16 protein-coding genes are annotated in these 26456 nt (G+C 52.8%); 10 read left to right on the top strand and 6 right to left on the bottom strand.

All coding sequences use genetic code 11. The annotated features are described in order from the left end of the window. Positions 1–33: 33 nt before the first annotated feature. On the bottom strand, positions 34–1212 hold the full coding sequence (locus RID21_RS03715) for an LptF/LptG family permease (RefSeq protein WP_145039209.1): 1179 nt from the start codon (positions 1210–1212) through the stop codon (positions 34–36). A gap of 468 nt (positions 1213–1680) precedes the next feature. Between RID21_RS03715 and RID21_RS03710 the strand changes: the two genes are divergently transcribed. After that, complete coding sequence (locus RID21_RS03710) at positions 1681–1995, top strand: Hpt domain-containing protein (protein ID WP_350187228.1); 315 nt, start codon at positions 1681–1683, stop codon at positions 1993–1995. A gap of 8 nt (positions 1996–2003) precedes the next feature. Here RID21_RS03710 and RID21_RS03705 read toward each other — a convergent pair whose 3' ends face one another. Next, a complete protein-coding gene (locus RID21_RS03705) occupies positions 2004–2336 on the bottom strand; it encodes a hypothetical protein (protein ID WP_350187227.1) in 333 nt (110 codons plus the stop codon). 211 nt (positions 2337–2547) lie between these two features. Here RID21_RS03705 and RID21_RS03700 point away from each other — a divergent pair, with 211 nt between their 5' ends. Further along, complete coding sequence (locus RID21_RS03700) at positions 2548–3036, top strand: hypothetical protein (protein ID WP_145440683.1); 489 nt, start codon at positions 2548–2550, stop codon at positions 3034–3036. A gap of 9 nt (positions 3037–3045) precedes the next feature. Here RID21_RS03700 and RID21_RS03695 read toward each other — a convergent pair whose 3' ends face one another. Next, a complete protein-coding gene (locus tag RID21_RS03695) occupies positions 3046–5067 on the bottom strand; it encodes a hypothetical protein (RefSeq protein WP_350187226.1) in 2022 nt (673 codons plus the stop codon). 512 nt (positions 5068–5579) lie between these two features. Between RID21_RS03695 and RID21_RS03690 the strand changes: the two genes are divergently transcribed. Continuing rightward, on the top strand, positions 5580–8321 hold the full coding sequence (locus RID21_RS03690) for a vWA domain-containing protein (protein WP_350187225.1): 2742 nt from the start codon (positions 5580–5582) through the stop codon (positions 8319–8321). Between the two features lie 248 nt (positions 8322–8569). Beyond that, positions 8570–9757, top strand: a complete 1188-nt coding sequence (locus RID21_RS03685; protein WP_350187224.1) for a DUF2135 domain-containing protein — start codon at positions 8570–8572, stop codon at positions 9755–9757. Positions 9758–9775: 18 nt separating this feature from the next. Here RID21_RS03685 and tsaD read toward each other — a convergent pair whose 3' ends face one another. Both tsaD and RID21_RS03675 read right to left on the bottom strand, forming a co-directional pair. Next, a complete protein-coding gene (gene tsaD / locus RID21_RS03680) occupies positions 9776–10831 on the bottom strand; it encodes a tRNA (adenosine(37)-N6)-threonylcarbamoyltransferase complex transferase subunit TsaD (protein ID WP_350187223.1) in 1056 nt (351 codons plus the stop codon). 107 nt (positions 10832–10938) lie between these two features. Next, a complete protein-coding gene (locus tag RID21_RS03675) occupies positions 10939–12378 on the bottom strand; it encodes a S41 family peptidase (protein ID WP_350187222.1) in 1440 nt (479 codons plus the stop codon). Positions 12379–12664: 286 nt separating this feature from the next. Here RID21_RS03675 and RID21_RS03670 point away from each other — a divergent pair, with 286 nt between their 5' ends. The 3 genes from RID21_RS03670 to RID21_RS03660 are packed head-to-tail and all read left to right on the top strand — an operon-like array spanning position 12665 to position 20750. Beyond that, positions 12665–16039 (top strand): PD-(D/E)XK nuclease family protein, encoded by a 3375-nt coding sequence (locus tag RID21_RS03670; protein WP_350187221.1) that lies wholly within the window; start codon positions 12665–12667, stop codon positions 16037–16039. Positions 16040–16047: 8 nt separating this feature from the next. Continuing rightward, positions 16048–19569 carry a UvrD-helicase domain-containing protein gene (locus RID21_RS03665; protein WP_350187220.1) on the top strand — a complete coding sequence of 1174 codons (3522 nt, stop codon included), beginning with the start codon at positions 16048–16050 and terminating at the stop codon, positions 19567–19569. Between the two features lie 8 nt (positions 19570–19577). Beyond that, positions 19578–20750, top strand: a complete 1173-nt coding sequence (locus RID21_RS03660) for a class I SAM-dependent methyltransferase (protein WP_350187219.1) — start codon at positions 19578–19580, stop codon at positions 20748–20750. Between the two features lie 91 nt (positions 20751–20841). Here the strand turns inward: RID21_RS03660 and RID21_RS03655 are convergent, their stop codons facing one another. After that, the gene (locus tag RID21_RS03655) at positions 20842–21345 is read right to left on the bottom strand and encodes a hypothetical protein (RefSeq protein WP_145039234.1); all 504 of its coding nucleotides are present in this window, start codon (positions 21343–21345) and stop codon (positions 20842–20844) included. 393 nt (positions 21346–21738) lie between these two features. On the opposite strand from RID21_RS03655, the gene RID21_RS03650 reads away from it, so the two are divergent. The 3 genes from RID21_RS03650 to RID21_RS03640 all read left to right on the top strand — a co-directional run bounded on the left by RID21_RS03650 (position 21739) and on the right by RID21_RS03640 (position 26450). Continuing rightward, complete coding sequence (locus RID21_RS03650; RefSeq protein ID WP_350187218.1) at positions 21739–22938, top strand: Gfo/Idh/MocA family protein; 1200 nt, start codon at positions 21739–21741, stop codon at positions 22936–22938. Positions 22939–23116: 178 nt separating this feature from the next. Then, on the top strand, positions 23117–24688 hold the full coding sequence (locus tag RID21_RS03645) for a dicarboxylate/amino acid:cation symporter (RefSeq protein WP_350187217.1): 1572 nt from the start codon (positions 23117–23119) through the stop codon (positions 24686–24688). 196 nt (positions 24689–24884) lie between these two features. Further along, the gene (locus tag RID21_RS03640) at positions 24885–26450 is read left to right on the top strand and encodes a GAF domain-containing SpoIIE family protein phosphatase (RefSeq protein WP_350187216.1); all 1566 of its coding nucleotides are present in this window, start codon (positions 24885–24887) and stop codon (positions 26448–26450) included. Positions 26451–26456: the final 6 nt, after the last annotated feature.

Below are 26456 nucleotides of genomic sequence, written 5' to 3'. Positions count from 1 at the left end.
CCAGCTGCGAAATCAGTGCTGCTGGACGATTGCTTAGTTCCGCAGCACTTTTCGCAGCATGTGAATCGCGACGATCAAGAGACCTGCGTTGCCCAGCCAGAGCGACCAGCTCGGTTCGATTTTGCCCAGTTTCGACAGGTTCATCATCAAGAGAACGATGGGGTAGTAGAACAGCAGGATCGGCATGAAGACCAGGAAGAAGCTCGTGAGGAACTGCCTGCGGGCCTGGGCGATCGAAAAGGGACAGCCGACCAGAACGAAGAAGAAGCAGCTGCAGCTGAGAGCAAAGCGGCTGGAAAGAGCGGTCTTCAATTTGTTCTTGCGTTTTTCCTCATGCTGATTCTGGGGGAGGTCCGCATTGACTTCGGGAGACTGGAAGCGTTCGAATTCGCCGAGCGCCAGCAACATGCCGACTTCGATATCGCGTTGAAATTCGAAGTCACTCTTTTTGTTATCAATGTCGCCCAGCTCTGATTTGATGGAACGGACACTCATATGGCGCGGCTTGGCCGTCGAGGTCTGACTGGGCAGAGGGAAGGGGAATGAATCCTTCTCGACGTAGAACCGGGGCTTCCCGGGAAAGTCAATGTGTCCTTTTGCCAGGTGGAGGATGACCTGCTGATGAGTCAGATCGAATTCCAGGGTCGCTTCTTCCGCCTGCAGGTGGACCGGTTTTTTACCAGGGGGCGAATAACGAAACGTGGGCACGAGTAGCGTTTTGTCCCTGACACCCATAACGGTGATGGAAATGCCGCTGTTGGGATCATGAATCTGGTTCTGGGAACGCAGCTTCTCCAGGAAAATCGTTTCGAGTTCCGTGGCGATCGTATTCTCGATGTTCTTTTCCGCCCAGGGAATGATCTGATCACTGAGCAGCAGCGAACTCAGGCTCAGAAATCCCCCCAGGATAAAGGAGGGCCAGAGCAATGAGAGTACATTGATGCCGGCCGCTTTGGCCGCCGTGATTTCCTGGTCACCCGAGATGCGACCGTAAACCACGCAGACCGTCAGCAGGAGCGTGGCCGGGATCGTAAAGGGGAGCATACTGGGAACGATAAAGGGCAGGATCTTCAACACCAGGAGCGCACCCAGTCCCTGGCTGGTGGCTTGCTGGAAGGCACCAACGAAGACCAGCAGGACGGTTAAGACCGTGATCATCAATGTGAAAACGCGCAGCAACTCAAAAAGTATATAGCGCTGTAACAATCGCATGACTGGTGAATTTAATCTCAGGAATTAGAGAAGGGGAGTAAATCCGGGCTGCTCTCAGGACTCGTTCTCGAAATCGCTGTAACAGACTCAATGGTCGGAACTTTGACCAAAGCTGTATAAGTCAAGATGCCGGATTGAGTCAATATCAGACCCCCGGGTTGTGAACGCATGGACAACGCGTTCCTGATGGGCCTCAGTTTGGGAATCCGGCACTATTCCAGCCTGTTTTATAGAACCTGTTGATTCTGGTATCGGCAAAACTGATACAAACGCGACATTTAATTCAGTCGGGCGACATACTTCAGATGTAAACTGGATAAATTGAGCATTTTTTCAGCAGGGACCAAAGTTCAACCTATTAATTAAGGAGAGTTGTCATTTCGCGACATCGGACCCCTGAGATGGGGCGCGAAATAGGCCCATCAGGGCCGAAGAAATTTGCTAACTTACTTACAATGGAACAGAGCTATGTTAGACGCTTTAGAAAATGCCCCTGTTCGCTCCGCGTTTTGCGATGATGAGGATTTTCAGGAACTGATCGAGATGTTTATTGATGGCATCGCTGAGAAACAGCAGGTTCTCAATCAGGCCAGCATTACCGATCAGCGCGAGGAGATCCAGGTCTTGGCGCATCAGTTGAAAGGTTCGGGAGCCGGTTACGGATTTGACGAACTGTCCCACATTGCAGCAGAACTGGAGCAGGCCTGCAAAACCGGAGATCCGGTTATGATTCTCCAGCACAAAGAATTACTCTCACATTATTTAGGTCGAATTGTACTCTGAGAGCCGTTTCACAACTCCAGGCGCTCGACGCTTCGGGAGAGGGCGACGATGCGGGTGATCAGCGTTTTGGCCTTTTGTACGCCGGGTTGTCCCATGCCTTGTCGGTCAAACAGAATCGATGTTTTGTGATGACTCTTGTACTCGGGCTGGACTGATTTGACCTCAGCACAAATCGAATGCCATTCCAATAGAAGTCGTTCCGGTAGACCAGCCGGCGTCTGATCTACCAATTCCAAAATCTGATCAGAACGGTCGAGCAACAGATGGCGTGCGTCATAATTCGCTACCTGAAACTGCATCACGAGAGTGGACAGACTGTTCTGAAATTCGGAGAGTGTCATTCTGCATGACCTTGTCGTATCGGGGGAGAGACTCTGATTTTTCAGGGTTCTTATTGACTGGGCCTGTCAATTATTAGTAAATAAGTGCATCCGCTGTTGCGTCTTGAGGTTCAATCTGACAAATTGAAGACTTCAGATTATTTAAACAGCTTAAAAATCTGCTTAACAGCACACGAATCATAACAAAAATTGATTTTATGGGGAGTCTCTGATGTCCAGGTTCAGCCAGATCGCGATGGGTTTACTGCTGCTTGCTGCAGGCTATGTTCTGGGAGCTTCTCAGAGCTTCCAAAGTCCGACGCTGCATGCCCAGCAGAACTCAGGAACTCCCACCGAGGAAACCGAAGATAAAATCAAACGGGGTGTGAAGCAACTGGTTGAAGCACAGTCTGCCCTGGAGCAGGAAAACTTTATGCGGACCGCAACTAAAGGTCTCAATGCGTTTGCGACCTCTTGCGGTGGCGTGAATGCCCTGGAAGATCTGGAAGCCGGAAATGGCGTTGATCCGGAAACCTTTGCCGGTCTGTATGCAGGTCTGGCGAAACCGGATGTGGCAACTCACCTGGGACGTGACGATCAGGGAAGAATCACCTACAAAAACAAGATTGTCCGGATGTATCCCGTTTCCCGACTGAAAAAACTGTTCGCCACCCGTCTGAAATACACGGGCGAAACCCAGGACGACGCGACCGGCTTCTAAAGACGAAGCTCACTGCAGAGGCGCCGTTTTTACTTCTGCCAGGCGCGAGCCTGAAGAGGCCGGCAGATCGATTTCGGTCTGTACAACCAGTTGCTGACCTGCCTGCGTCCGAACCACGGCTTTTACCAGTAGATTTTGGCTGGTAATGTCCCGTTTCATTGTCGCTAGCGGCAGTCTCAAACGAAATTCAGAGACATTGTCTGATTCGTTATCGATGGTTTCCTGTCTGGAAATCTGAATCTGACTGGCAGTCGTGCTCAGTAAGGTTTCCGGCAGGTCCTCTGTATTGAAGTGACGTGGACGCCGGTCGGACCTCGAGAGACCGGAACCAACATACTCTGCACCAATCAGTGCCACTTCCGACTGTGCCGGGTGATGGCAACACAGCCTGATCTCGACGCTATTTGTCGCTTTTTGCTCCGAATCAGAAGTTGTAACGAGTTCTGCAGACAATGATGTCTGTGGCACGCTACGGGGGATTCTGACCAGGGTCAGCTGCATTCCGGGAAAACCGCGCACTCTGATCGTTGTTGGGACGTCCAGTTTCTGGTTAGCTCTCAGATGTATGAACGCCGATGCGGTGGATGAGATTTTCAACGAGTATTGATCGTCGCTGGAGAGATCCCAGGTGCGTAAGGCAGGGCCTCCCAATAGGAATCGTCCACAATGGAGAGGGGATGTGTGTTCTGACAGACCCGCATAGGCGAATCGGCTCTGTAGTGCCTGGCTGGCCAGTGAAAGTGACCACTGACGAAAGAGTTCCGCAAACGGGACCTTTGTCAGGTCTTCCATTTTGTCGACGCCGGTCAGAGGATGATGCGTGAATTCCCAGGTAAAACGCTGCCGGGGATCGAGTTCATTACACCAGTTCAGAAACAGATTTACTGCACCTCGGCAGCCATGGTTACGCCAGAGGCGAGCCCGATAATAGTCAGGTACAATCAGCGGGTATGCTTCCGGCTGGCGATAGAATTCACTGATGCGGTAATCGCGGTTAGTAAATCCCGGCTCCATAATGTGGGCAATGCCCTCATTCAGCCAATCCTCTTCATCCAGCAGCATGTGTCCCAGGTACTGTTCCTGCCTGATGCGAATACTGGAGACGACAGCGTGAGTGACTTCGTGGCTGAGCAGGTCAAACAGTTCCTGACCTGGTTTGAGAGCGGAATTGAGATACAGCATGTCACAGTGATTACTGAATGGGGCAGCGACCTTTTCTCGAAAATCGCTGGGGCGGACGAAGCCATTGATCGAAGTTTTGCCTCCCTGAAGTTTTCCCAGCCAGGGGGAGAGCAAAACTGTGAACCGGCCGTTCTCGTCCACATCGGTCAGTGAACCGCAGTGTTGCGCCAGATGGTCCAGCACCCGTTCTTCCAGTAAATTGATGACTTCATCGATCAGCCCGGCTGCCAGCTCTGTTGGCTGCTGCTGCTCATCCAGGTAGATGGCTACGCGCGGACTGTGCTTTATCAGCTTGCCTGACACACGGGTATATTGTTTTTTGTCCGAAAGGTCTCCATCTGTCACGAACAGGTAGAAAGAGCGTGAATCCTTGGGGGCCGGTTTGTCGGTCTGATTCTCGGTTTCCCGGTTCGTTTCACTGGAAAGAGGTGCTGCGCCTACAGGGCGAACCTGGTCTGCCTGTTTTTCATAGAACATCGGAGTGTTCTGGAAGTAGGAGCCCGATACTGTCTGCTGTGCAGGATCCCTGACGATTGACAGCCTGATTTTTTCTGCTTTGCCGGGATCCCACTGGAGATTGTTGACAATGAGCAGGTAGTCGTCACCCTGCTGCATCGAGAGAGGAAACCGCGGACGGTTGTGGAACGTCACAATTTCGACCGGCTGTTCCCAGTCGACAGGTAGTTGATCTACGATGACGGGTTTGCGGGCTTTGACCTGCCTGGCTTCATTCTTACTGAGGTCCGTTTCCCCGGAGGTGCGGATCGTACTGCGTAAGACTCCCCAGCCCAGTATCAATACAAGAAGGCACAGCAGGATCGCGGTTTTGATGGGGAAGCGGGAGCTCATGGATTGAACGGGGAGACGCTGGGAGGCCTCCCGATAATACTGATCTGTCAGTATGTTTAGTGTGTTCCAGCGACAGTAACCTGGAATGTGGGGTGACAGGAACCAAGGTCTCTCTCAAAGATCGACCATTTGCCGGGCAGGAGATGAGCAGAATCCCGCTGATGCATGAGATGGCAGGGGCTGAGGTTACGACTGAAGTCTGAACAATTGAGTAGATGAAACCCGTTGTAACAGAACTGGTTGGTGAAATCGGCGGGTTCGCTAAGTGATCTGTGACCCTTAATTTCCCCATAATCGGACTACAAATTGCGCGGATACTTCAGTCAATGCCGATGAGGCCTTCTCAACTCGCATCAAATTTGGAGAATTAAGAGAAAATCGGGGGAATTTCCTTCAATGGTGTCCGAGACTGTATATAGAATGCACAGTTGAGGAGAATGCGCAAATTGGCAATCGTCAATCCTGGCTTAAGTTCGAGCATTCTTACCTAAGTTACTCGGGAGAGAGAAATCATGTCGCGATCCAGATTTGGAATCACAATGTTTGTTTGGGCAGCCGCTGCGATGCTGCTATGTACTCCACAGGGGTATGCCGAGAACTCCGTTCCGGAAATTTCAAACATTGGCCAGATCCTCAGTTACCGAAACACTGCAGGTGAACAGTATTACGCCCTGCGAATCAAAGCCGATCGTCTGCCGGCATCCAGCCATTCTGGTGAGCAGATTGCGGTTTTGTTTGATACCTCAGCCAGTCAGGTCGGGGAACATCGTGTTCAGGCTCTGGATGTACTGAAAGCCTTTCTGACCGAGCTTCCGAACGACGCGACTGTCGCCATTTATGCAGCGGATGTACAATGTACTCCCTTCGTGAGTGAATTTGTGCGTCCTCAAAGCCGTGAAGCGAAACTGGCCGTTGAATCGTTGGTTACCCGGGCTCCACTGGGGGCAACCAATCTTGGTCAGGCTCTCAAAACCGCATTTCAGGGGCTGCAGAAAGAACAGCCTCGCTCCATCGTCTACATTGGCGATGGCATGAGTTCTGCCCGTCTGATTTCTCTCCCGGAAATGGCTCAGCTCACTCAACAATTTGCAAGCAATCACATTCCCGTACATAGCTACGGCGTGGGGCCCCGCAAGGACCTGCAGATGCTGGACACGCTGGCCGTTTACACCGGCGGTGTTGTCCTGACCGACCTGGCCGAAGGAAAACAGGATCTGCCAACCATCGTCGGCAAAGAACTGGCCCAGACTGTACAGGCTCCAGTATTCTATCCGGAATCAATTCGAGTCTCTGACAAACAACTGCACCTCAACACAACGCGTGCTCTGCCTGTCCGCTCAGATCGTGAGACCATCTACCTGGCTCGCGGCGAGATGAACGGCAAGCTGACTGTTGAATTGAGCAATCGTCAGCTCGAAGGTATCTGGAAATTCAACGTACCCGCATCACAGGCCGTCAACAGTTTCCTCGCAGTTCCCTGGGTGAATTATCAGTCAGGTCAGGAACTGGGAGTTGCTTACGCTGGCCAGCGGATGATGAATCTGTCCCGTACCTCACACGAAGAAAACATGGCTCAACTGGAATTCGCCGGTACTCAGGCGATCCGCAGTGGAAACATGGAACAGGCTGCTCGTCTTGGCAACATGCTGCAGCAGCTCGATCCCGGAAACTCCCGCGCTGACTCCCTGTTGAAGCTCTCTCAGAAATTCCAGAACGATCAACTGGCCCAGGCTGATACTAAACAACCTGCCGGTAACGCTCCTAAACCAGCGACGCAGAAAGCAGATCCTCAGCCGCCAATCGATGACGCCATCAGCAAAGTAGAGCAGCTTCGTCAGATCAAGGGAGCCCAGATGAAAATCGAGGTTTCCAATGCCATCGAAGAGGCACGTCAGATCTCCACCGATAATCCTGATGGTGCTCTGGGAGTTCTGAAACGATCACTGAATTTCCTGAAATCAACCTCTGATATTGATATCGATCTCCGTCAGCAGCTGGAACGTCGCTTGAATAACATGATGGTCGATGTCCGCAGCCAGATGGAAGTTGCTGAAACACGCAGAATTCGCCAGCAGCAGCAGATTGCTCAGCTGGAACAGCAGAAACGTCTGGTTGACCAGGTTCTGCTGGAAGATGAAAAACTGGAGCAGTTGATCGACCGCGTGCGTTCGCTGATTCAGGACGGTAAGCATGGTAACAGTGACGCCTACGAAGAGGCTGAAGCTGTCTCCCGTGTTGCTGTGAATATGGAACCGGGTAACGGTCCTGCAACAGCAGCCCTGTTTACATCAGAAGCTGCAGGACAGCTGGATAAAGTCTTCCGCATGCGTTCGCTGCGAGCTGACCGCTTCCTGGAAACCTTGTACCAGGTTGAACTCTCGCACGTTCCGTTTCCGGATGAACCTCCGATTCGCTGGCCGTCCGCTCCGGTCTGGACCAGCCTGACAGAGCGTCGTAAGAAATGGGCCGCAGTCGACCTGCATCGTAACAGCCCTGCTGAACAACGTATCTTTGAAGAACTGCAGAAAGAAACAGAAGCCAACTTCCCGGACATCCCACTGTCGGAAGTAATGACTTACTTCTCGGAACTGCACAACATCACCATTCTGATTAACTCGAATGACCTGGGTGAAGATGGTCTGACGGTTGATGAGCCGGTCAACGTTTCGCTGAGCGGTATCAAACTGAAGAGTGCCTTAAACATCATTCTGAAGCCCCTCGGTCTGACTTATGTCATCGAAGACGAAGTGATGAAAATCACTACGACTGCCAAGGCAGAGGAGATCTACAGCACCCGGGTTTATCCGGTTGCTGACCTGGTGATCTCAGTGTCGACACAGCAATCATCAGTCGGTAGCAGCCAGGGTGGCTTTGGTGGCCAGCAGGGCGGTCTGGGCGGCGGTCAAGGTGGACTTGGCGGTGGTGGTGGCTTTGGTGGTGGCGGTCAAGGTGGCTTCGGCGGCGGTGGCGGTGGTGGTCAGGGCTTCTTCAATGTTGCTCCTGAGATGCTGATGATGAACAGCGCTCAGCCACAGAAAGCCAAAGCGAAAGCTGCTCCCCAGGGGAAAGCTACACCTCAGAAACCAGAAATTAAGCCGATTCAGGATGGAGAAATGAAAGCTATTCTGGATGGGATTCTGGGAGAGACTGAAGCCAAGTCCAAACCGGCACAGTTTCAGGTTCAGGACAAGCCTTTTCAGTTCAATAACAGCACCATCGAACAACTCAAAAAAAAACCAGTAACGGAGCAGTAACAGGGAATTCGGGCTCGCCTGATCCTCCCTGTCAATCCAAGTTAACAAAACGGAGTCCTTCTTCAGGGAAAGGCTCCGTTTTTACTGGTACTGAATCAACTTCGCGCAAGGAGTTTAAGTCACCGCTCACGGGGGACATTAAGAACCCCGCGCAGTTCTGGAACGATTATTTTTCCAAGCGAAAACCGAAGCCGGAACTGGTCAATGACCTCATCTTCAACCTGCATCAGTCAGGTAAACACGAGCATGTGATCGCAGCCATCAATGCCGCGTTGATTCATAATCAGTCACAACCCTGGATGTACGATGTCCTCGCACTGACAATGGAGATTGTCGGGAGACCTCAACCTGAGATCGAACGGGTTCTGCTTTCCCGCATCGATTTTTCTGCCGCTGACGTCCCCAGCATGGTCTATTCCGCTGCCTATCTGACTCGCTTCAAAGCCGATCAGCAGGCACTCAAGCTGTACCAGCAGGCCGCAAATTTACAGCCCGATCGCCCCGAGCCTTACATCATGGGATTACGTCTGGCTGAGAAGCTCAAGGATCCAGAAGGCATTCTCTGGGCAGCTTCAGGAATCCTGACACATGTCTGGATTAAGGATTACGAACAGTGGCATGAAAAAGCCTTGAATGCGCTGGCTAATCTGGAGCAGTCGTTAAAGCAGGCCGGTCGCAATGCAGAGGCAGAACGGGTTCAGGTATCCCGTAGAAAGGCTCTGCAGAGAGACCTTAAGCTGGAACTTACCTGGAATGGAGATGGTGATCTGGACCTGATTGTGGAAGAGCCTCGGGGCACTGTCTGCTCGTTTGAGTCACCTTTGACGGCAGGTGGAGGCGTGCTCCTGAATGATGGCTATGGTCCCAAGCAGGAAAATTGCCACGAAGACTATCTATGTGCACATGGATTTCCAGGAACCTATGTCGTACGCGTGCGTTATGTCTCCGGCGATATTGTCGGTCAGCGGGCCAGGCTAAAGGTAACCCGCTACCAGGGTTCGGACCATCCCGTCATCCAAACGATGATTGTTCCCCTGACGCGGGAAGATCGAATCATTCGCATCGACCTGGAGAAGGGACGTCGGAATCGGAAATCCGAAGTGCCTCAGAACTCCCAGAAAAACAGCAGCCTGCAGCCTGCCTCCGGGCGGTTTATTTCGTCTCGACCAGCCATCAATGGAAGTCGGGAATCCTTGCAGAGCTTTCGAGTATCTCGCCAGGCAGGCATCTCGACGGGACGACAGGTCCCTCTGGTAACGGGAGTGCAGAATGTGGGCGGAGTTGCCTATCAGCCCGTGATTCGTGTCGTGCCCGAAGGAATCAGCTTGACGGGATCTGCCGTTGTTTCACCAGACAGACGCTACGTCAGGCTTTCCGTATCGCCACAGTTCACGAATGTTACCGATATTTTCACATTCAGTTTTCTGCAACCTTGAATATGTTGTCAGAGCGATTTAACGAACCAGTCCCGGTGTGACATCCAGGTCAAGATCTGCAATGCGCCCCTGATCAAGGTGATGCCAGGCGATCGCAGCCATGGCGGCATTGTCGGTGCATAAATCGGTGGGAGCTACACTGAGGTGGATTCCTGCCTGCTGTGTCATTTCTGCCAGCCTCTCACGCAGGAGGTAATTAGCAGCAACTCCCCCTCCTACACAGAGTGTAGAATAGTTGTAGCCTTCGATCGCCTGCCGACATTTTCCGACCAGCACATCAACCACGGTTTCCTGAAAGCTGGCAGCCAGATCGGCAATTCGTTGTTCATCCAGCGGTGGTGGCTGCTGTTTCGCTCCTGGATTTCCCTGTGCCGCATACAGCACCGCCGTTTTTAAACCGCTGAAGCTGAAACGCAGTTCCGGGTCTTTGAGAAACGTGCGAGGAAATTTGAACGCGCGAGGGTCACCCTGCTTGGCTGCGTTCTGAATTGACGGACCACCCGGGTAAGAAAGCCCCAGAATTTTTGCCACTTTATCGAACGCCTCACCAGCGGCATCGTCGATGGTGGCGCCAATCAGATCAAATTCGAATGTTTCCGAGCAGTGATACAGATTGGTGTGTCCACCGCTGACCACCAGGCCGATCGCTGGGAACAGGGGGCGGTCTTCCTGCATCTGGCAGGCAAAGAGATGCCCTTCAATATGATTCACGGCAATCAGGGGTAAATCGAGTGTCATAGCCAGCGTTTTGGCTGCCGTCAGGCCAATCAGCAGAGAGCCGACGAGCCCCGGTTCGGTCGCGACTGCAATCGCGGTTAACTGCTGCAGTTCGATGCCGGCCTGCTTCAGAGCATCATCGCCGGCCTGCTTCAGAGCATCATCGATCACAGGAAGAATTCGTTCCAGATGCGCTCGAGAGGCAATTTCCGGTACTACGCCCCCAAACTTTTCATGGAGATCGGTTTGCGAGGAAACGACATTAGAGAGAATCCGCATGTCGCGGGTAATGACAGCAGCTGCAGTCTCATCGCATGAAGATTCGATTGCCAGAAGATATTCGTCAGTGGGGCTCATGGAGGCTCGGATTATGAAAAAAAGAAAGCGACTGTTGGAGATAACGGGCTCCACGAGTCGCTTTCCGCTGTGTCAGTGTAACTCTGTCAGAATGCCGTCAGAGGAGATCAGGTGGTCCGGATGACCAGCGTATTTCCTGCCGGCCCGGGAGCAGCAGCTGCTTTTTTGGCCGGCTTCTCTTCTTTGGCTTCTGGTTTCTTTTCAGCCTTTTTGTCGGCTTCCTTGTCAGCTGGTTTATTTTTACCGCTCAGCTGTTCCTTGATGTAGTCCATCGCCAGGTCCAGCTGCTTGTCTTTGAATTCGGTATCCAGTTTAGCAGTGTGATCCAGAATATCCCGTTTGCGGCGGTATTCACCCAGCGCTTCGAGCTCATCATCGGTCAGTCGCAGGCGATAACCTTCATCCGGAGTCACTCCCCAGACATCGGTGTCTTTGGCACCTGGAAAACGGTGAATGTTTTTCCCACTGGGACGATGGTAGCTGGCGGTAGTCAATTTCAGAGCACTGTCGCCCTCTTCAAGTTCGATGACGTTCTGAACGCTGCCTTTACCCCAGGTACGCTCACCAATGATCACAGCACGTTTGTGGTCCTGCAGACAGGCCGAAACGATTTCACTGGCTGAAGCAGAATAGCGATTCACCAGAATCGCCATCGGAAAGTCTTTGAAAGTTCCCTTAGAGGTGGCTTCCCATTTCCGGTTCCGGCTGTTCCGGCCTTCCGTACTGACAATTTTACCGGATTCAATGAACATGTCCGAGATTTCAGTCGCCTGCGAAAGCAGACCGCCTGGATTGAAACGCAGGTCGAGGATCAGTCCTTTCATGCCCTGCTTGCGCAGATCTTCGATGGCAGACCGCAGTTCTTCTGCACTGTGACGGCTGAAGTGAGTCAGTCGGATGTAACCAATCTTGGCACTCTTGTCGTACATGTAATCCCAGGAGTCATCGTCTTTGTAGGTATCCCCCAGGACCGTAGCGACATGAATGATTTCCCGTTCCACCGTCACGGGAATCACTTTATCGGTGCCTTTATGAATTACGGACATCTTCACCTTTTCCCCTTCGCGACCTTTGAGAATTTTGATCGCCTGGGAAAGTGTGAAACCCTTGGTGGACTTGCCTTCAATCGAATCGATGATGTCGCCGGCCCGAATTCCGGCTTTGTAAGCGGGGGTGCCAGGCAGCGGAGTCATCACGGTCAGTCGGTTGTTCTGATCGTCTATGTGCACCTGGATGCCGATCCCGCCGAACTCCTGTTCGACCACCTGATTGAAGCGGGAGAGGTCATCGGGGCTGATGTAGCTGGAGTACTGATCCAGTTCCTGAACCATGCCTCTAATGGCCGCTTCGAGGAGCACCCGGCGGTCGATGTCTTTCACATAATTTCGTTCAATCTGCTCGTAAGTGTCTGCAAACAGCTTCATCATCTGGTAGTAATCTTCGTCTTTTTCCTTCTCTTTCTCATCTGCGTATGAGAGGGACTGAAGAGGGGACGAGACCATCAGAGCAAGTAAGAGGCACAAACTGATCAAGCGGAATTTTGGCATGGACGATTCCTTATGAGAATTACAGAACACAACTCAAACCGGGCAGAAAAAAGATTTCAGGAATGGGGAATGTGTTTTGTCGGGTGTCGTAACGCGGTGGATCTTTATTCGCTTCTCTATTAGTGTAGGCGATCTGGAAACCAGTGGCAAGATTTGCTCTGGATACATTGCCCTGAAAACCTTATTCCGCGGGAAAACCGACTGAAATTGAATTCTGGAGTTCAGCAGGATACATTGCAGGGGAAATCTCTGTGAAATGAAAGCTTGATTCCACCAGGCAACTCCGATGCAACCCGAAGTACAAATCCTGACAGGAACCGCTGGTTCCGGCAAAACAGACCATTTGCTGGATGAGTACCGGCGTGCACTGCAGGCAGGGCTGGAACGTCAGCGTCCCGGGGCCACGCTCTGGCTTTCCCCCACAATACGTTCCCGTCGGCAGGTGCTTGACCGTCTGCCGGGACCACAACTCCCCATCTGTTTTGCTCCGAATGTTTATACGTTTGAGGCTTTTGCCGAAACCATACTGAAGTCGCTGGACGAACCGGTACAGACGCTGCCCGAGATCTCCAAGCGGTATCTGTTGCGGAGCATCGTGGATGACCTGATCGCCGCTGGACAGATTCATTATTTCAGTTCGATTGCAGGTTCATCCGGATTTCTGGATCTGATTTCGAGTTTTATTTCAGAACTGAAACGGGAAGAAATCTGGCCGGAGGAATTCTCGACAGCCTGTGACCGCATCGGATCCGATTCCCAGCAGAAAGACCGGGAACTCGCCCAGATTTACAACCGGTACCAGATCGCGTTGCACGAAATGCGGCGTTACGATTCGGAAGGGCGTTTCTGGTCTGCACGCACCGCGTTGCAGGACGGAATGTGGGGCCCGTTTGGCGAATTCGATCTGATCGTCCTGGACGGCTTTGCCGATTTCACGCATACACAGTACGAGATTCTGGAAGTGTTGGCGACGCGCACAGAAAAGCTCTGTATTTCGCTTCCCCTGGAACAGGAATCGCGGCGAGGCGACCTGTTCGCTAAATCGGTGACCGCCCGTCGGATTCTGGAAGAACGTTTGCCGGGCCGGATCAGTGTCGTTTCTTTTGACCAGCCCGAAGCAGGAAACGCCCGAAATCAGATCAGTCAGCAACTGTTTGCGAATCCGCGAGAGATCGTTCCCTTTCAGGAAACGGGGCAACTCAAAGTGCTTGCGGTCGCCGGTCAGCGAAATGAACTGGAGGTGCTGGCCGGGGAAATCAAAGGGCTGTTGAGACAGGGAGTGTTGCCAGAAGAGATCACGCTCGCGTTCCGCTCTACACTGGAATATGGTGACCTGATCGACGAAACCCTGGACGCGGCAGGGATTCCCTATTTTGTCGGACAGGAGCAGGCGTTCTCCCGTTTTCCCATCGTGCGGACCATCTTTGCCTTCCTGCAACTCGAAATTGAAAACTGGTCGTTTGACAGCCTGATGTCAGTCCTGGATTCGAGTTACTTTGCTCCTCAATGGCCTGAGTATCAGGGGGGAGCCGCAGTTCGTGCGTTGTCCCGTGTGCTGAGGCAGCTCAAAATTGACTCGGGTAAAGTGGATTTAATCCATGCTCTGGAAAACGAAAGTCGCAAAGCGGCGGAGCTCAGTGCCCGTTTTCCTGACCGTCCCAAGCGAAAGGCTGCCGCCCGCGAACTGAATACGGCTTTGAAGCTGACTCAAAGACTTCAAAGGGAAACTCAGCGGCTGGAAGGTCGGGAACTGTTTGTCACCTGGATCGAGATCCTGATTTCCATCGCCAATGAATTTGGTCTACCAGCAACCTGGGCCGACGCCGACCCGGAAAATGATCCGTTGGCAAAACGTGACAAGCAGGTCTGGGAACGATTTCAGCAGTTACTGTTTCATGCGGTCGCTGAGGTCGAACGGATAGAACAGTTCCATCAGAAAGAAGCTCAGCCTCTGGACCTGTCCGGATTTCGCAGCCTGCTGCTGGACCTGCTCGAACAACAGACGATTTCTCTACAGCCAGAGGAAGCGGGCCGGGTTAAAGTACTCGATGCATCACAGCTGAGAAACTTAAACATCCCCTATTTACTGGTAGGCGGCTTGAGCGAAGCCAGTTTCCCGCGGGGACATCGCGAAGACTGCCTGTACGGTGAAAAAGACCGAGGTGAATTGAACCAGCAGGGGCTTTCACTCAAGCTGCATGCGAACCAGCAGCAGGAAGAAATGCTGCTCTTCTACGAGGTGATGACGCGGTTCACCCGGAAGCTGATTCTCAGTTATCCAGCAATCAGTGCCACGGGGCAACCGCTGTTTCCCAGTCCCTATCTGACCACTCTGATTGATCTGTTTGATCCTCAAACTCTGCAGGTACAACAGGCGGGGGAACTCAACCCGCTACCACGTCCCGAGCAGACCCTCTCCCGTCGCGATTTGAGAGTCCTGGCCATTGATCAGCTGAAACACAACCGGCCGGGTGTCTTTCTGAATGCGGTCCAGGATCCGGAATTACAGGCAACGATCCGGAATATTCTCGCAGCCACCGAAATGGCAGTGGCGCGGTTCGAGCAGCCAGGCTTTTCGGAATATGAAGGCATGCTGACATCCCCCGCCAGTCGACGGGCCATTCATGCACGTTTCCCCACGGAATATGAATTCAGCACCACCCAGCTCGAACTGTACCTGGCCTGTCCTTACCAGTTCTTTGCCCAGAGTGTGCTGGGCATTGAAGTCCCCGAGCCGCCCGAGTTGCGGACCAACTATCTGGAACGCGGGATTCACGTACACAGCATTCTGACCAGGCTGATTGAGCAACTGCAGGAGCAGGGGGGACGCGACCAGTTGTACTCGGCCGAGCAGGTCGAGCAACTATTCCATGAACTGCTGGAGCAGCGGATCTCCGAGAATTTTGTGGGAACTCGGCTGCAGCAGGTGTTAACCAGAATCGAGAAACAGATCCTGGAAGACTGGGGCAGTTTTTTTGCCGAGCAGTCTGAGTCCTATGCCCGCCTGTTTGAAGAACTCTGGGATCGTGTTCCGGCCGTGGTCGGCAGGGAGGTTCCTTTTGGTGAGGTACCCGGAGAACCCGATCCAAATCAACGGCGATATCAATACTTGACGCTCGGCGAAGGCGCGAGAGAAACCCGCATTCGTGGTCAGATCGACCGGATCGATGTGGGCAGTATCAAGGGACAGAAATACTTCAACATCATCGATTACAAAACGGGGCGGTCGGTACCCTCGGCGAAGGAGATCCGTTCCGGGAAAAAACTGCAGCTGGCCTTGTATCTTATTGCAGCACGGCGGCTGGAAATGATCGACGCAGATGCCGAACCGTTCCACCTGGGATACTGGAAGATCCAGGAGACCGGATTCGTGATGCCCCTGCATTCGTATCGTAGAAAGCAGATCGACCCTCTGTCCGGTGAAGACCTGGAACTTCTGGAAACCACCCTGGATGGTCTGGTTCCACATCTGGCAGACCTGATTCGGCAGGGGATCTTTCCTGTGCAGGTTGATCCCGGGGTGGCGCACCTGGATCCGACGTTTCAGTCGGTTTGTCGGATTTCGCAGGTGGAAAGCTATCGTGAGAGTCTCGGTAAGGAGATTGACCTGCTTCACGTCCCGGGACCCGATGACGAGTCCGATTCAACAGAGGAAGCCTGATCCAGATCATGTCGCAACAACCCACCTACACCGAGCAGCAGGCAGCAGCAATCTATCCGCGTGATGTCTCGATTGCGCTCTCTGCGGGAGCCGGTTGCGGTAAGACGTTTGTTCTGACACAGCGGTTTCTCAAGTTAATCGAGCCCGGCAGTCCTCCCGATCGATTGAGCCATATCGTCGCAATTACCTTCACCGAACGGGCGGCCCGTGAGATGCGGGATCGGGTTCGTGAAACCTGTCTGGAGCAACTCCGCAGTTGTCCCACGGAAGAAGTCGGACACTGGCAGACCGTCATCAGGGGGCTGGACTCTGCGCGGATCAGCACGATTCACTCTTTCTGTACATCGATCCTGCGGACACACGCTGTCAGCGCCCGTCTCGATCCCCACTTCGGGCTCCTGGAACAGGGAACCAGTGACGCCTTTTTACGCAAGGTGGTCCGCGAAGCGATTCACGATCTGTTACAGGAGGAAGACGAAGACTGCCTGGAACTGGTTTACCGCTATGGACTGGAACGAACTTATGAACTGTTCATCTCCCTGGTGCCTCAGCAGTTTCGGATTGAATTCGAACAGTTTTCAGGTCTGTCAGAGGAACAGCTGGCAGGCCGCATGCGAAAATTCTGGGTCGATTCTTATATTCCCATGCAACTGGCGGAAATCGCGAATGCGGAAAGCACCCGGTTTTTGCTCAGACTGATGTCAGCCCAGGATCCTGTGAATAAGAAAATGCGGGACCGGTTTCAGGTCCTCACAGCGCGACTTCCCGAATTACTGGAAGGAGCAGAGCACAACCGTGCTGTGCTGCTGGGTACTTTGATTGAGCACGCCAAAGTACAGGGCGCAGGGACGAAGAAAGACTGGGACGACCTGGAGGTTTATGAGCAGATAAAAGATGGATTCACTGAGCTCAGGAAATCGCTCACGAAGGTTTATGAAATTCTCTCACCCGATCCGGCTGCCTTTTTACAGGCGGCTGAATATAGTCTGCGAGTCTTAAGAGTCACAGAGTTCGTTGCCGGTCGATACCAGGAGAGTAAAGCAGAAAAAGGTCTGCTGGACTTTGACGACCTGCTGCTGCAGACCCGCGACCTGTTTCGGCGCGATCCACAGGCAAAGCAGAGGGCGGCTGCGGGAATTGAGTTCCTGATGGTCGATGAATTTCAGGATACAGATCCGGTTCAGAGCGAAATCGTGCGTGCCTTGTGTGGAAAAGAACTGCTCACAGGCAAGCTCTTCCTGGTGGGGGATGCGAAGCAGTCGATTTACCGTTTCAGACGCGCGGATCCCGAAGTCTTTCATCAGCTGCGTCAGGAGATTCCAGAGCAGGGACGCCTGCCGCTCAGCGTCAATTTCCGCAGTCAACCTGCCATTTTGAATTTCACCAACTGCCTGTTTGCCTCTGCAATGGAGCAGTATTATGAGCCGTTGACTCCCTTTGACGGGGAACAGCACTCTCCAACGCCGGCGATCGAATTTCTGTTCGCTGCTCCCGACGATCCGGAGATCAAGGGGGCCGAGGCGCTCCGCGAGACGGAAGCCGACTGGATCGCAGCCCGGGTACGCCAGCTGCTGGAAGACGAGACTCCGCGGATCTGGGCTAAAAATCGTCAGACGGGCCAGCGCGAACTGAGACGCGTGGAACCAGGGGATATCTGTATTCTGTTTCGGGCTCTGTCGAATGTGGCCCTGTATGAGAAAGCGTTTCAGCAGCAGGATCTGGACTATTACCTGGTTGGCGGACGCGCGTTTTACGCGCAGCAGGAAATCTACGATCTGAGTAATCTGTGCCAGTACCTGGATAACGCCGATGATGAACTGAGTCTCCTGGGCGTTTTACGCTCTCCTTTCTTCAGTCTGTCTGATGATACGCTGTATACAATTGTAAGAAACGCAGACAGTCTGACTCGTGCGATGCAGGTTGAGCCGCCCGAAGAGCTCCGGCCTGAGCAGCACCGCCAGGTGCGTTATGCCCAAAGCGTGCTACAGGAACTGAGAGCAAAAAAAGATCGTCTCTCACTGGTGGAACTGTTGAATCTGGCCCTGGAGCGAACCGGCTACGATGCTGCTTTGATGAACGAGTTTCTGGGAGACCGCAAGCTGGCTAACCTGAGGAAGCTGATTGAGCTGGCTCGTAATTTTGAAGGGACCGGCCTGTTTACGCTGAAAGATTTCGTGCAGCGAATTCGTGATTCCATTCTGGAAGAGAGCAAAGAAGAACTGGCGGCGACATTACCTGAAACCAGTGACGTCGTCCGCCTGATGACGATCCACCAGTCAAAAGGTCTGGAATTCCCCGTAGTGATTCTGGCTGACATGGACCGTAAACCCGCACCGGGAGGAACCGCTCCCTTTCTGCATCCGGAATGGGGAGGCTTGCTCAACCTGCCCGCCGAACGGGGAACGACTCCCGACAATTTTGCCTTTAAAATGCACCGGGGACTGGAACAGCGGGCCGATGAGGAAGAGACCGTGCGTCTGCTCTACGTTGCTGTAACCCGGGCTGCAGATTATCTGATTCTGTCTGCAGGCTTACCGTATGATCGCAAAATTGAATCACCCTGGATGAAGCTGCTGGCCCGGCATTTTGATCTCACCACAGGCGCCCCCGCTATCGATCCCTATCTGGGTAAACTGACGCTGGGGGATGTTGCACCCGACCAGATTCCCGCGATACGTGTTCATCATGAGATGCCTCAGCCGCTCACGCGACCGGAGAAGAAACAGCGAGAATTGAAACCCAGTCAGTTCGTCGCCGCGCTGGAGCAGGGGGCTCCCGAACCATTTCCGGAGTCTTATGGCGCGATTGCTCCACGACCGGGGGCACTGTCGCATGTGAGTGTTTCTCAACTGGAAGTGATTGACGCCGAACTGCAACACCTGCTGGAACCGGAAGTGGACCTGGTGCCGTTAAACGAGGTGCTGTCGGCGGACGAGGCGACGCAACTGGGAACAATCACACACGCGGTCATCGAACGGCTGGAGCCGGAGAAGCCCGAACAGGCACCGCAGATCGTTGCTGCCGTCCTCGCAGAACAACCACCTCAGGTACGTGAGAAACTGCAACCACTGGTAGAACGCCAGATATCCGCCTGGTATGCCTCAGAGTTATGTCAGACTCTGAAACAGACGCGGGTGCATTATCGGGAACTCGATTTTCTGTTGCACTGGCCCCCCGGAGCTGAGGCGGATAGCGATCAGGCGGTGACAGTCACAGGTAGCATTGACGCGCTCGTTCAAACCGAGTCTGGGGACTGGATGCTGTTTGACTATAAAACCGGTTCCCGAATGGCACGAATGAGTGCAGAACAGCTGATCGCAGAGTATGAATTCCAATTAGGAGTCTATACACTGGCCGTAGAACAGCTACTGGGTGCCAGACCCGCTTCTATTGGTCTGGCAGTCGTTCAGGACTCCGTGCGGTATATCGAATGTGATCTGGACGCGGACCGGCTGGAGCAGATCTCCCACCGGTTGACACAGGCTGTTTCCAGTTTGCTTCAACCTTCAGCAGCGGCAGAAAGTCGTTAACGAGTTCCATGTCCAGCGAGTCCCACTCTGAGCTTGAATGTTTCAGGCAGTTACAGCAGTCCCCGGAAATCTTTGAGCTGATCGCCTCCCACTCCGGGACCGAATTTCAGTTACAGAAACAACTGCGCGAACAGTATCCCGAAGATGTTGTGCGTGCCGCTCTGACGCTGGCAGAACTGCGGTTGCGCGGGCGGGCCAAGTTCTCTCGCGCGGATCAGATGTGGTTCGACAGAAAGAGCCTGGAGCAGGCCACGCCTGAAGCGGTTTCGCATTACAAAGCAGCGCGGTTTTCCGGTTCTGTATATGATTTCTGTTGTGGCATGGGGGGCGATCTGGTCGCCCTGGCGCAACATGCACGGGTAACGGGCGTTGATCTGGAACCGGTATTATGCCAGTTCGCCCGCTGGAACAGTGAAGTTTATGAGGTAGCGGACCGGGTGACTGTGATCAATCAGCCTCTGGAAGAGGTGAAAGATCGGGAGGGGCTGCTGCATATCGATCCGGATCGTAGACCCCACTCCGGCGGTAAAGTGATTCGCATTGAAGATTATCGACCCGATCTGGAAACATTGCTGGGGCTGATCCAGGAATTTGCCGGCGGGGCCATCAAGCTCAGCCCGGCCAGTAATTTTGCGGGAAAATTTCCCGGGAGCGAGACCGAACTGATCAGCCTGAACGGTGAGTGTAAAGAAGCAACCGTCTGGTTCGGCAGTCTGGCAGGAGAATCGGAATTTCGAGCCACCGCGATTTCAAAATCAGGTGAAGTTACCAGTATCGCCGGTCATCCGATGGACGCGTTTTGCAGCGTCACTCCACCGGAGGGATATCTGTATGATCCCGATCCGGCAGTCGTCCGCTCCGGGCTCCTGGATGTGGCAGCGGCGGAATGTGATTTAAACCGTCTTGATGCGGAAGAAGAATATCTCACGTCATCTGAACCAGTAGACTCTCCCTTTTTCAGACGCTTCCGGATTCTGGATGAGTTGTCGAATCAGGATCGCGACCTGAAAAAATATTTTCGCTCGGCCGACTTTGGGCAGCTGGAAATTAAATGCCGTCGAATTCCTGTTCCCATCGAAGCACTCCGCCGTAAGTTGTCACTTAAAGGCAAAGGGGCAGGTGTTCTGGTGATTGCCCGTCTGGATGGCAAATCTCGGGCTCTGGTCTGCGAACGAGAGTAGCTCCTTACAGGCTTCTGAGCATGTGACGCGCATAAAAAAACGAGAGCCGATGAAAGGCTCTCGTTGTATTCTGATTGCGTCGTTGTTCAGCTTACTGTGCCTGACGGAACTGGAACCGGTCCATCGGCAGCAACTGCTGCGGCGCAGAAGGGGCATTGTTGAACACGAACGAGAAAGCGTAGCAGATCACCATCCCGGAGGACATTTCTGCAACATACAGTCCGCCGTCGGCGAACTGGGCGCGTCCCTGGGCGGGTAAATTCACGTCCCCGGAAACAATCACATAATGTGGTTTTGCTGTCGGATCGACGTTGAAGTCAGCGGCCAGATTCCGGAAGTAAGCGTGAGTGAACTTTCCAGAGCGAGAGTTCAAAACTGCTCCCTGCAGACGTCCGGTGAGGAAGTCGAGGACGAATACGCCTTCCGCGTTACCGTTGCGTGTGGGGACTGTTGTAATTGCAAAGCGATCCCCATCCCGGTCAGTCGCGACGGCCATGGCTGGCTCATGCGGCCAGAAATAGGACATGCACAGGCCACAGATAACTCCAACCGTCAGCCACAGAAAGCGACGTTCCCCGTATTGTTTCTTAACCACAATTGCCTCCCCATGTGTGTTTGAACTCGGGATTCCGGTGCAGCCCGACGCACGAGTCCCTCATTAAATGCAAAAACAGGTACCAGATTATTCGGTGTACCGACTGTTCTGGTCTGAACTAAATACAGTTATCTAAAATTGTATCCAAGAGTCCCGCATTCTGCCAGACATGATTGCTGTGAAAGCTGAGATGGAAACGGGATGTGAATTTACGGGGTCTGGCTTGAAAATACGCCCTGAAAATCACTTTGGTTGTAATTCCGAACCGTCAAAAGTATGCTGCTTTGTACGTAGCTGGTCAGTTCGACTGGTGGGATTCAACATTTCGCAGCTCAACTCTAACTCGTCTCACAGCACGAGTCTGAATGAATCAACAAGGGGAGGAATGCTTCAATGGAAACAATGAACGGTCAACTCAATCGTAAATTACGAATGGCACTTGTTGGCGGGGGCCAGGGTTCGTTTATCGGCCGTGTGCATTCCATTGCTGCCTGTCTGGATAACCGGGCCGAGCTGGTAGCGGGGGCCTTGTCCTCCAATCCGGAGAAAGCGAAAGCATCGGCGCCTGCTTATGACATTCCTCCCGAACGGGCTTATGGCTCAATTGAAGAACTGATTGAGAAAGAGTCCGCTTTACCCGAAGATCAGCGGATTGATTTCATCAGTATCGCCACACCGAACTTTACACATTTCCCCATTGCTAAGGCAGCTGTGGAGGCGGGTTTCAATGTGATTTGCGATAAGCCAATGACCTTTGACCTGGCCCAGGCAGAAGAACTGAAAGGCCTGGTAGAAAAGTCGGGGGTGGTCTTTGCCGTCAGTCATAATTACACCGGATACCCGTTGGTTCGGATGGCTCGGGAAATGATACTGAACGGAGAATTTGGTGAAATTCAGGCCGTTCGTTCGAATTACATTCAGGGCTGGTTGCGGAAACGCATTGAGGAAGAAGATCAGAAACAGGCTGCCTGGCGAACTGACCCTACAAAATCCGGGGCTGCTGGTGCCTTTGGTGATATCGCGACTCATGCCTATAACCTGGGACGCTACATGACCGGACTTTTACCGGCTGAAATTTCCTGTAACCTCAAGATTTTTGCCCCCGGTCGTCAGCTGGATGATTATGGTCATGCTGTGATCCGGTTCCAGAACGGGGCCCTGGGAACCGTTACCGCCAGCCAGATTTCGCATGGTCGCGAAAATGATCTGTTCATTGAAATTGACGGCACCAAAGGAGCACTGTCCTGGCGACAGGAAGAGCCTAATCAGATGATCGTCCGTCGTAACGGTCAACCACACGCGATTTACACTCGTGATCCCAATGCTCCGTTCATGAACGAAAGCGGAGCAGCTGCCTGCCGTCTGCCGGCAGGACACCCGGAAGCTTTCTTCGAAGCGTTTGCCAACATTTATCGGTCCGCCTTTGACGCCATGATCAGTCGGATTACGGGCGAATCATTCGAACCAAAAAATACGATCTATCCCAACGTTTATGATGGGGTAGAAGGAATGTTCTTTATTGAGCAGTCTGTGGCCAGCAGCAAGGAAAACGGGGCCTGGCTGCCATTCGACTGCGATTGCGCTCGCAGCTAAACCTGACAAAAAATCGGTGTGAAAACCACTGAATCAGATGTTTCCGGACCAGCCAGAGGATATTTTGAGAGCCTCTGGTCATGGTCGGTTCGATGTTGATCGCTCTGTTGTGCGGTCTTAAAAATCTGAACGTGGTCTGGTGAGTCATCGTAACGTGAAATAGGGAAGTTGGTGTTTCATGAAGAGCCTGCCACTGCATTATCAGATTCTGATCGCCTTAATCCTCGGAACCGTTTTGGGGTTTCTATTCAATCCCGGGGAAGAACCGCTGGCCGGTCTCACGCTGACGATCAGTCCGCAGAATGCCGGCTACAAGGTGGTGCAGCAGGAAGCCAAACAGGATCCGCAAACTCTGGAGTTCTCCAACAAGGAAGCGTTATTGAAACGTTATCCCGAGCTCAAAAAACAGTTTGTGGCAGGCGATCTGGAGAAGTCCGAGACATTTGAAGTCAAAGGACGAATGATTCATATTGTCGACTCAGCACGTGAAGTTCATCTGACTTATACCCGTACCGTCGATAAAAAAGTTACGGTCACTACCTATTCTGCAGCGAACGGAGAGGAACTGGTCGAGAAGTATCCGCAGTGGAAGACGGAATTCGAACTCTTCGGGAATACAATCAGTCAAAAGGTGATGTCGATTTCCAAATGGATTGGCGATCTGTTCTTGCGTCTGCTAAAGATGGTAACCATTCCCCTGATTGTGACTTCACTGATCACCGGAATTGCCAGTTTGGGGAATGCCACCCGTTTTGGTGCCATGTTTTCCAAGACGCTGTTGTATTATCTCTCCACCAGTCTGCTGGCAATATTTACCGGAATATTTGTGGTGAATCTGATACGCCCTGGTATCGGCGCTGAATTGCCTGGTGGCAGTGGCTCGTTGTCTTCAGGGCAGGAATCGATCAGTTCTATCTTCATCGATATGGTCGATCGATTGATTCCCACCAATATTATCCACTCTTTGGGAGAAGGGGAGTTCCTTTCGATTATTTCGTTCAGCATCCTGTCCGGGATCTTCATCATTCTGGTGGGGGGAAAACATGCGAAAGTGCTGACTGACATTTTTCAGGCTGGCTTTGAAGTCATGATGCGGATGACCATGTTCATTATCAGTCTGGCTCCGATTGGTGTGCTGGCTTTCATGATCTACGCCGTCTCCTCACAAGGAATCGAAATTTTCAAGACACTCAGCTGGTACATGGTTGCAGTACTTTTGGCTCTATTGATACACGCGGCTGTTATCTTGCCCTGTCTGCTGAAATTTGTAGCGCGGCGTTCTCCCCTGGAATTTGCCCGGGCAATGGGCCCGGCGTTGATGACCGCCTTCTCGACAGCTTCTTCAAACGGAACACTGCCACTGACGATCAGTTGTGTCGAAGAAAATGCGGGAGTCTCGAATGAGGTAAGTTCCTTTGTGCTGCCTCTGGGGGCAACGATTAATATGGATGGAACTGCACTTTATGAAGCGGTAGCAGTCCTCTTTATCGCACAGGCTTATTCGGGGGAGGTGTTACCAGTCCAGCAGCAGATCCTGGTAGCGATTACCGCGTTACTGGCAAGTATCGGTGCTGCCGGGATTCCCCACGCCGGCCTGGTAATGATGGCGATTGTGCTGCAGGCGGTGGGGCTACCACTGGAAGCTCAAGGTGTGATTATCGCTGTCGACCGCGTACTGGACATGTGTCGTACTTCCGTTAACGTCTGGAGCGACTCCTGCGGATGTGCAATCATCGAACGCTACCGCTAACAGGAATTTGCTCGACTCAAGTTCAATCGAACGTGGGGATTTCCTGATTCTGAAGTGAATTCAGCGTACTTGACCGCTGTAACCGTTACAGTCAGACAGGCATCAAGGACTGGGGGGATCAGCGGTCGATACAAGACGAAGGAGCATTCCGTGCTCAAACGACTCATCTTAGTTTCGTCGTCTTGGATCAGGTTTAATGGAACAGGTACTCACCGCGCAACCTCTGGATTGGATACATGGTCTGTGTGACCAGTTTACGGAGATCACCGGCTGGCCGTTGCATTTTACGCCCGCCAAGCCGGGAGAACGCAAATCTCTGGAAGCGGAACTCTGCCAGAACGCGAAATACTGCTGGTATGAATCGATTGAAGACGGCAAGCGGACCCTGGGATACCTTTATCTGACGCTGCCTTATGAGACTGCCAATGATCACATGTTTGTGACGGCAATCAAGCTGGCTGAACTGGTAGGCGGATTAATCTCCAAGATTGAAACCATGGGTTCCTCACTTGAGCTCAAAAACCGCGAAGTCACTACACTGATGGATGTCGGCCTCTCGGTTACCCGCCAGGAGGGACTGCAGGACGCACTTCAGAAACTGCTGGAAGCAGCTCTGCAACTGACGGGATTTCGGGCTGCCGGATTTTTCCTGTTGAATTCGGAATCGAATCAACTCTCACTCCGCGTCCAGTATTGTCTGCATACATTTGAAATACCGTTTCATCGTCGCAAACTGAAAGAATCTCCTCCTGATCTGGAAGCGTTTTCTAACGATGCTCTGATTGTGAATCGGCACGAGAATCCGGAACTGGCTTCCTGGTTGCCCGAAGGATGTCTGACGGGCGTCTGTGTGTCGGTGCAGTCTGAGACGGGCCCCTTTGGGACACTGTGGGCCTTCGATCGACGGGCCCGCCATCTCAATGAACGCGATGTCCACATTTTGAAATCAATTGGTGCCCAGGTCAGTACCATTCTGGAACGGGCTGTATTACTCAAAGAGAGTCAGAATCAGCTACGACTCAAGAAAGAGTTGAAGGTGATTTCTGAATCGTTTCCTGTCGAACTGGCCCTGGAACGTGAATGGGATCGTGAATTCCAGGCAGCGGTTCAGTCGATCAGTCATCATGAAGTAGGGGGCGATCTCTGTGAATTCATTCCCCTCTCACCGCATGTGACCTGTTTCGCCCTGGGAGACGCCTCGGGAGACAGTATCCCGGCTGCAGTGGTAATGGCATCCGTACGCGGTGCTTTACGCACTTTGACAGAAGGGCCAATTGAACAGGCCCGAGATACGCAGCATGTCATCAGCCGCATTAACACAGCGCTGTATCATACTTCGCTGCCGCATCAGTTCATGAGTATGTTATACGGCGTGATCGATACCCGGGCCCGGACGTTTACTTATACCAACGCGGGACATCCTGCGCCCTTCTGGGTTCACAAAGGGAAGATCACCACTCTGACCTCGCACGGAATGCTGTTGGGAGTCACGGAATCAAACGATTACGACTATTCCGTCATTCCGATCTGCAAGAACGACATCATTGTGGGTTTCAGTGATGGAATCAGCGAAGCCATGAGCAGCGAACGGAAAATGTTCCGCTCAGATGGCATCATGAAGGTCCTGGAAAATCACTTTGAAGATACCGCAGACGAAGTGATGCGGGGGATCTGGTCCAAGCTGCAGCAACACCTCGAAGGGGGGAATGATGGCGACGACCGTACCCTGATGGTTGTCAAGTTTGCACCCAATCCAGAGTGAGCTTCA

Source organism: Gimesia sp. (assembly GCF_040219335.1).
Taxonomy (GTDB): domain Bacteria; phylum Planctomycetota; class Planctomycetia; order Planctomycetales; family Planctomycetaceae; genus Gimesia.
The sequence above is the reverse complement of the archived record's forward strand: the minus strand, read 5'-3'. Positions and strand labels throughout refer to the sequence as shown.

What these genes read in the sequence shown, in the direction of transcription:
- RID21_RS03715 (WP_145039209.1), bottom strand. Translation starts at nt 1,212, where the DNA reads ATGCGATTGTTACAGCGCTATATACTTTTTGAGTTGCTGCGCGTTTTC.
- RID21_RS03710 (WP_350187228.1), top strand. Translation starts at nt 1,681, where the DNA reads ATGTTAGACGCTTTAGAAAATGCCCCTGTTCGCTCCGCGTTTTGCGAT.
- RID21_RS03705 (WP_350187227.1), bottom strand. Translation starts at nt 2,336, where the DNA reads ATGACACTCTCCGAATTTCAGAACAGTCTGTCCACTCTCGTGATGCAG.
- RID21_RS03700 (WP_145440683.1), top strand. Translation starts at nt 2,548, where the DNA reads ATGTCCAGGTTCAGCCAGATCGCGATGGGTTTACTGCTGCTTGCTGCA.
- RID21_RS03695 (WP_350187226.1), bottom strand. Translation starts at nt 5,067, where the DNA reads ATGAGCTCCCGCTTCCCCATCAAAACCGCGATCCTGCTGTGCCTTCTT.
- RID21_RS03690 (WP_350187225.1), top strand. Translation starts at nt 5,580, where the DNA reads ATGTCGCGATCCAGATTTGGAATCACAATGTTTGTTTGGGCAGCCGCT.
- tsaD (WP_350187223.1), bottom strand. Translation starts at nt 10,831, where the DNA reads ATGAGCCCCACTGACGAATATCTTCTGGCAATCGAATCTTCATGCGAT.
- RID21_RS03675 (WP_350187222.1), bottom strand. Translation starts at nt 12,378, where the DNA reads ATGCCAAAATTCCGCTTGATCAGTTTGTGCCTCTTACTTGCTCTGATG.
- RID21_RS03670 (WP_350187221.1), top strand. Translation starts at nt 12,665, where the DNA reads ATGCAACCCGAAGTACAAATCCTGACAGGAACCGCTGGTTCCGGCAAA.
- RID21_RS03665 (WP_350187220.1), top strand. Translation starts at nt 16,048, where the DNA reads ATGTCGCAACAACCCACCTACACCGAGCAGCAGGCAGCAGCAATCTAT.
- RID21_RS03660 (WP_350187219.1), top strand. Translation starts at nt 19,578, where the DNA reads ATGTCCAGCGAGTCCCACTCTGAGCTTGAATGTTTCAGGCAGTTACAG.
- RID21_RS03650 (WP_350187218.1), top strand. Translation starts at nt 21,739, where the DNA reads ATGGAAACAATGAACGGTCAACTCAATCGTAAATTACGAATGGCACTT.
- RID21_RS03645 (WP_350187217.1), top strand. Translation starts at nt 23,117, where the DNA reads ATGAAGAGCCTGCCACTGCATTATCAGATTCTGATCGCCTTAATCCTC.
- RID21_RS03640 (WP_350187216.1), top strand. Translation starts at nt 24,885, where the DNA reads ATGGAACAGGTACTCACCGCGCAACCTCTGGATTGGATACATGGTCTG.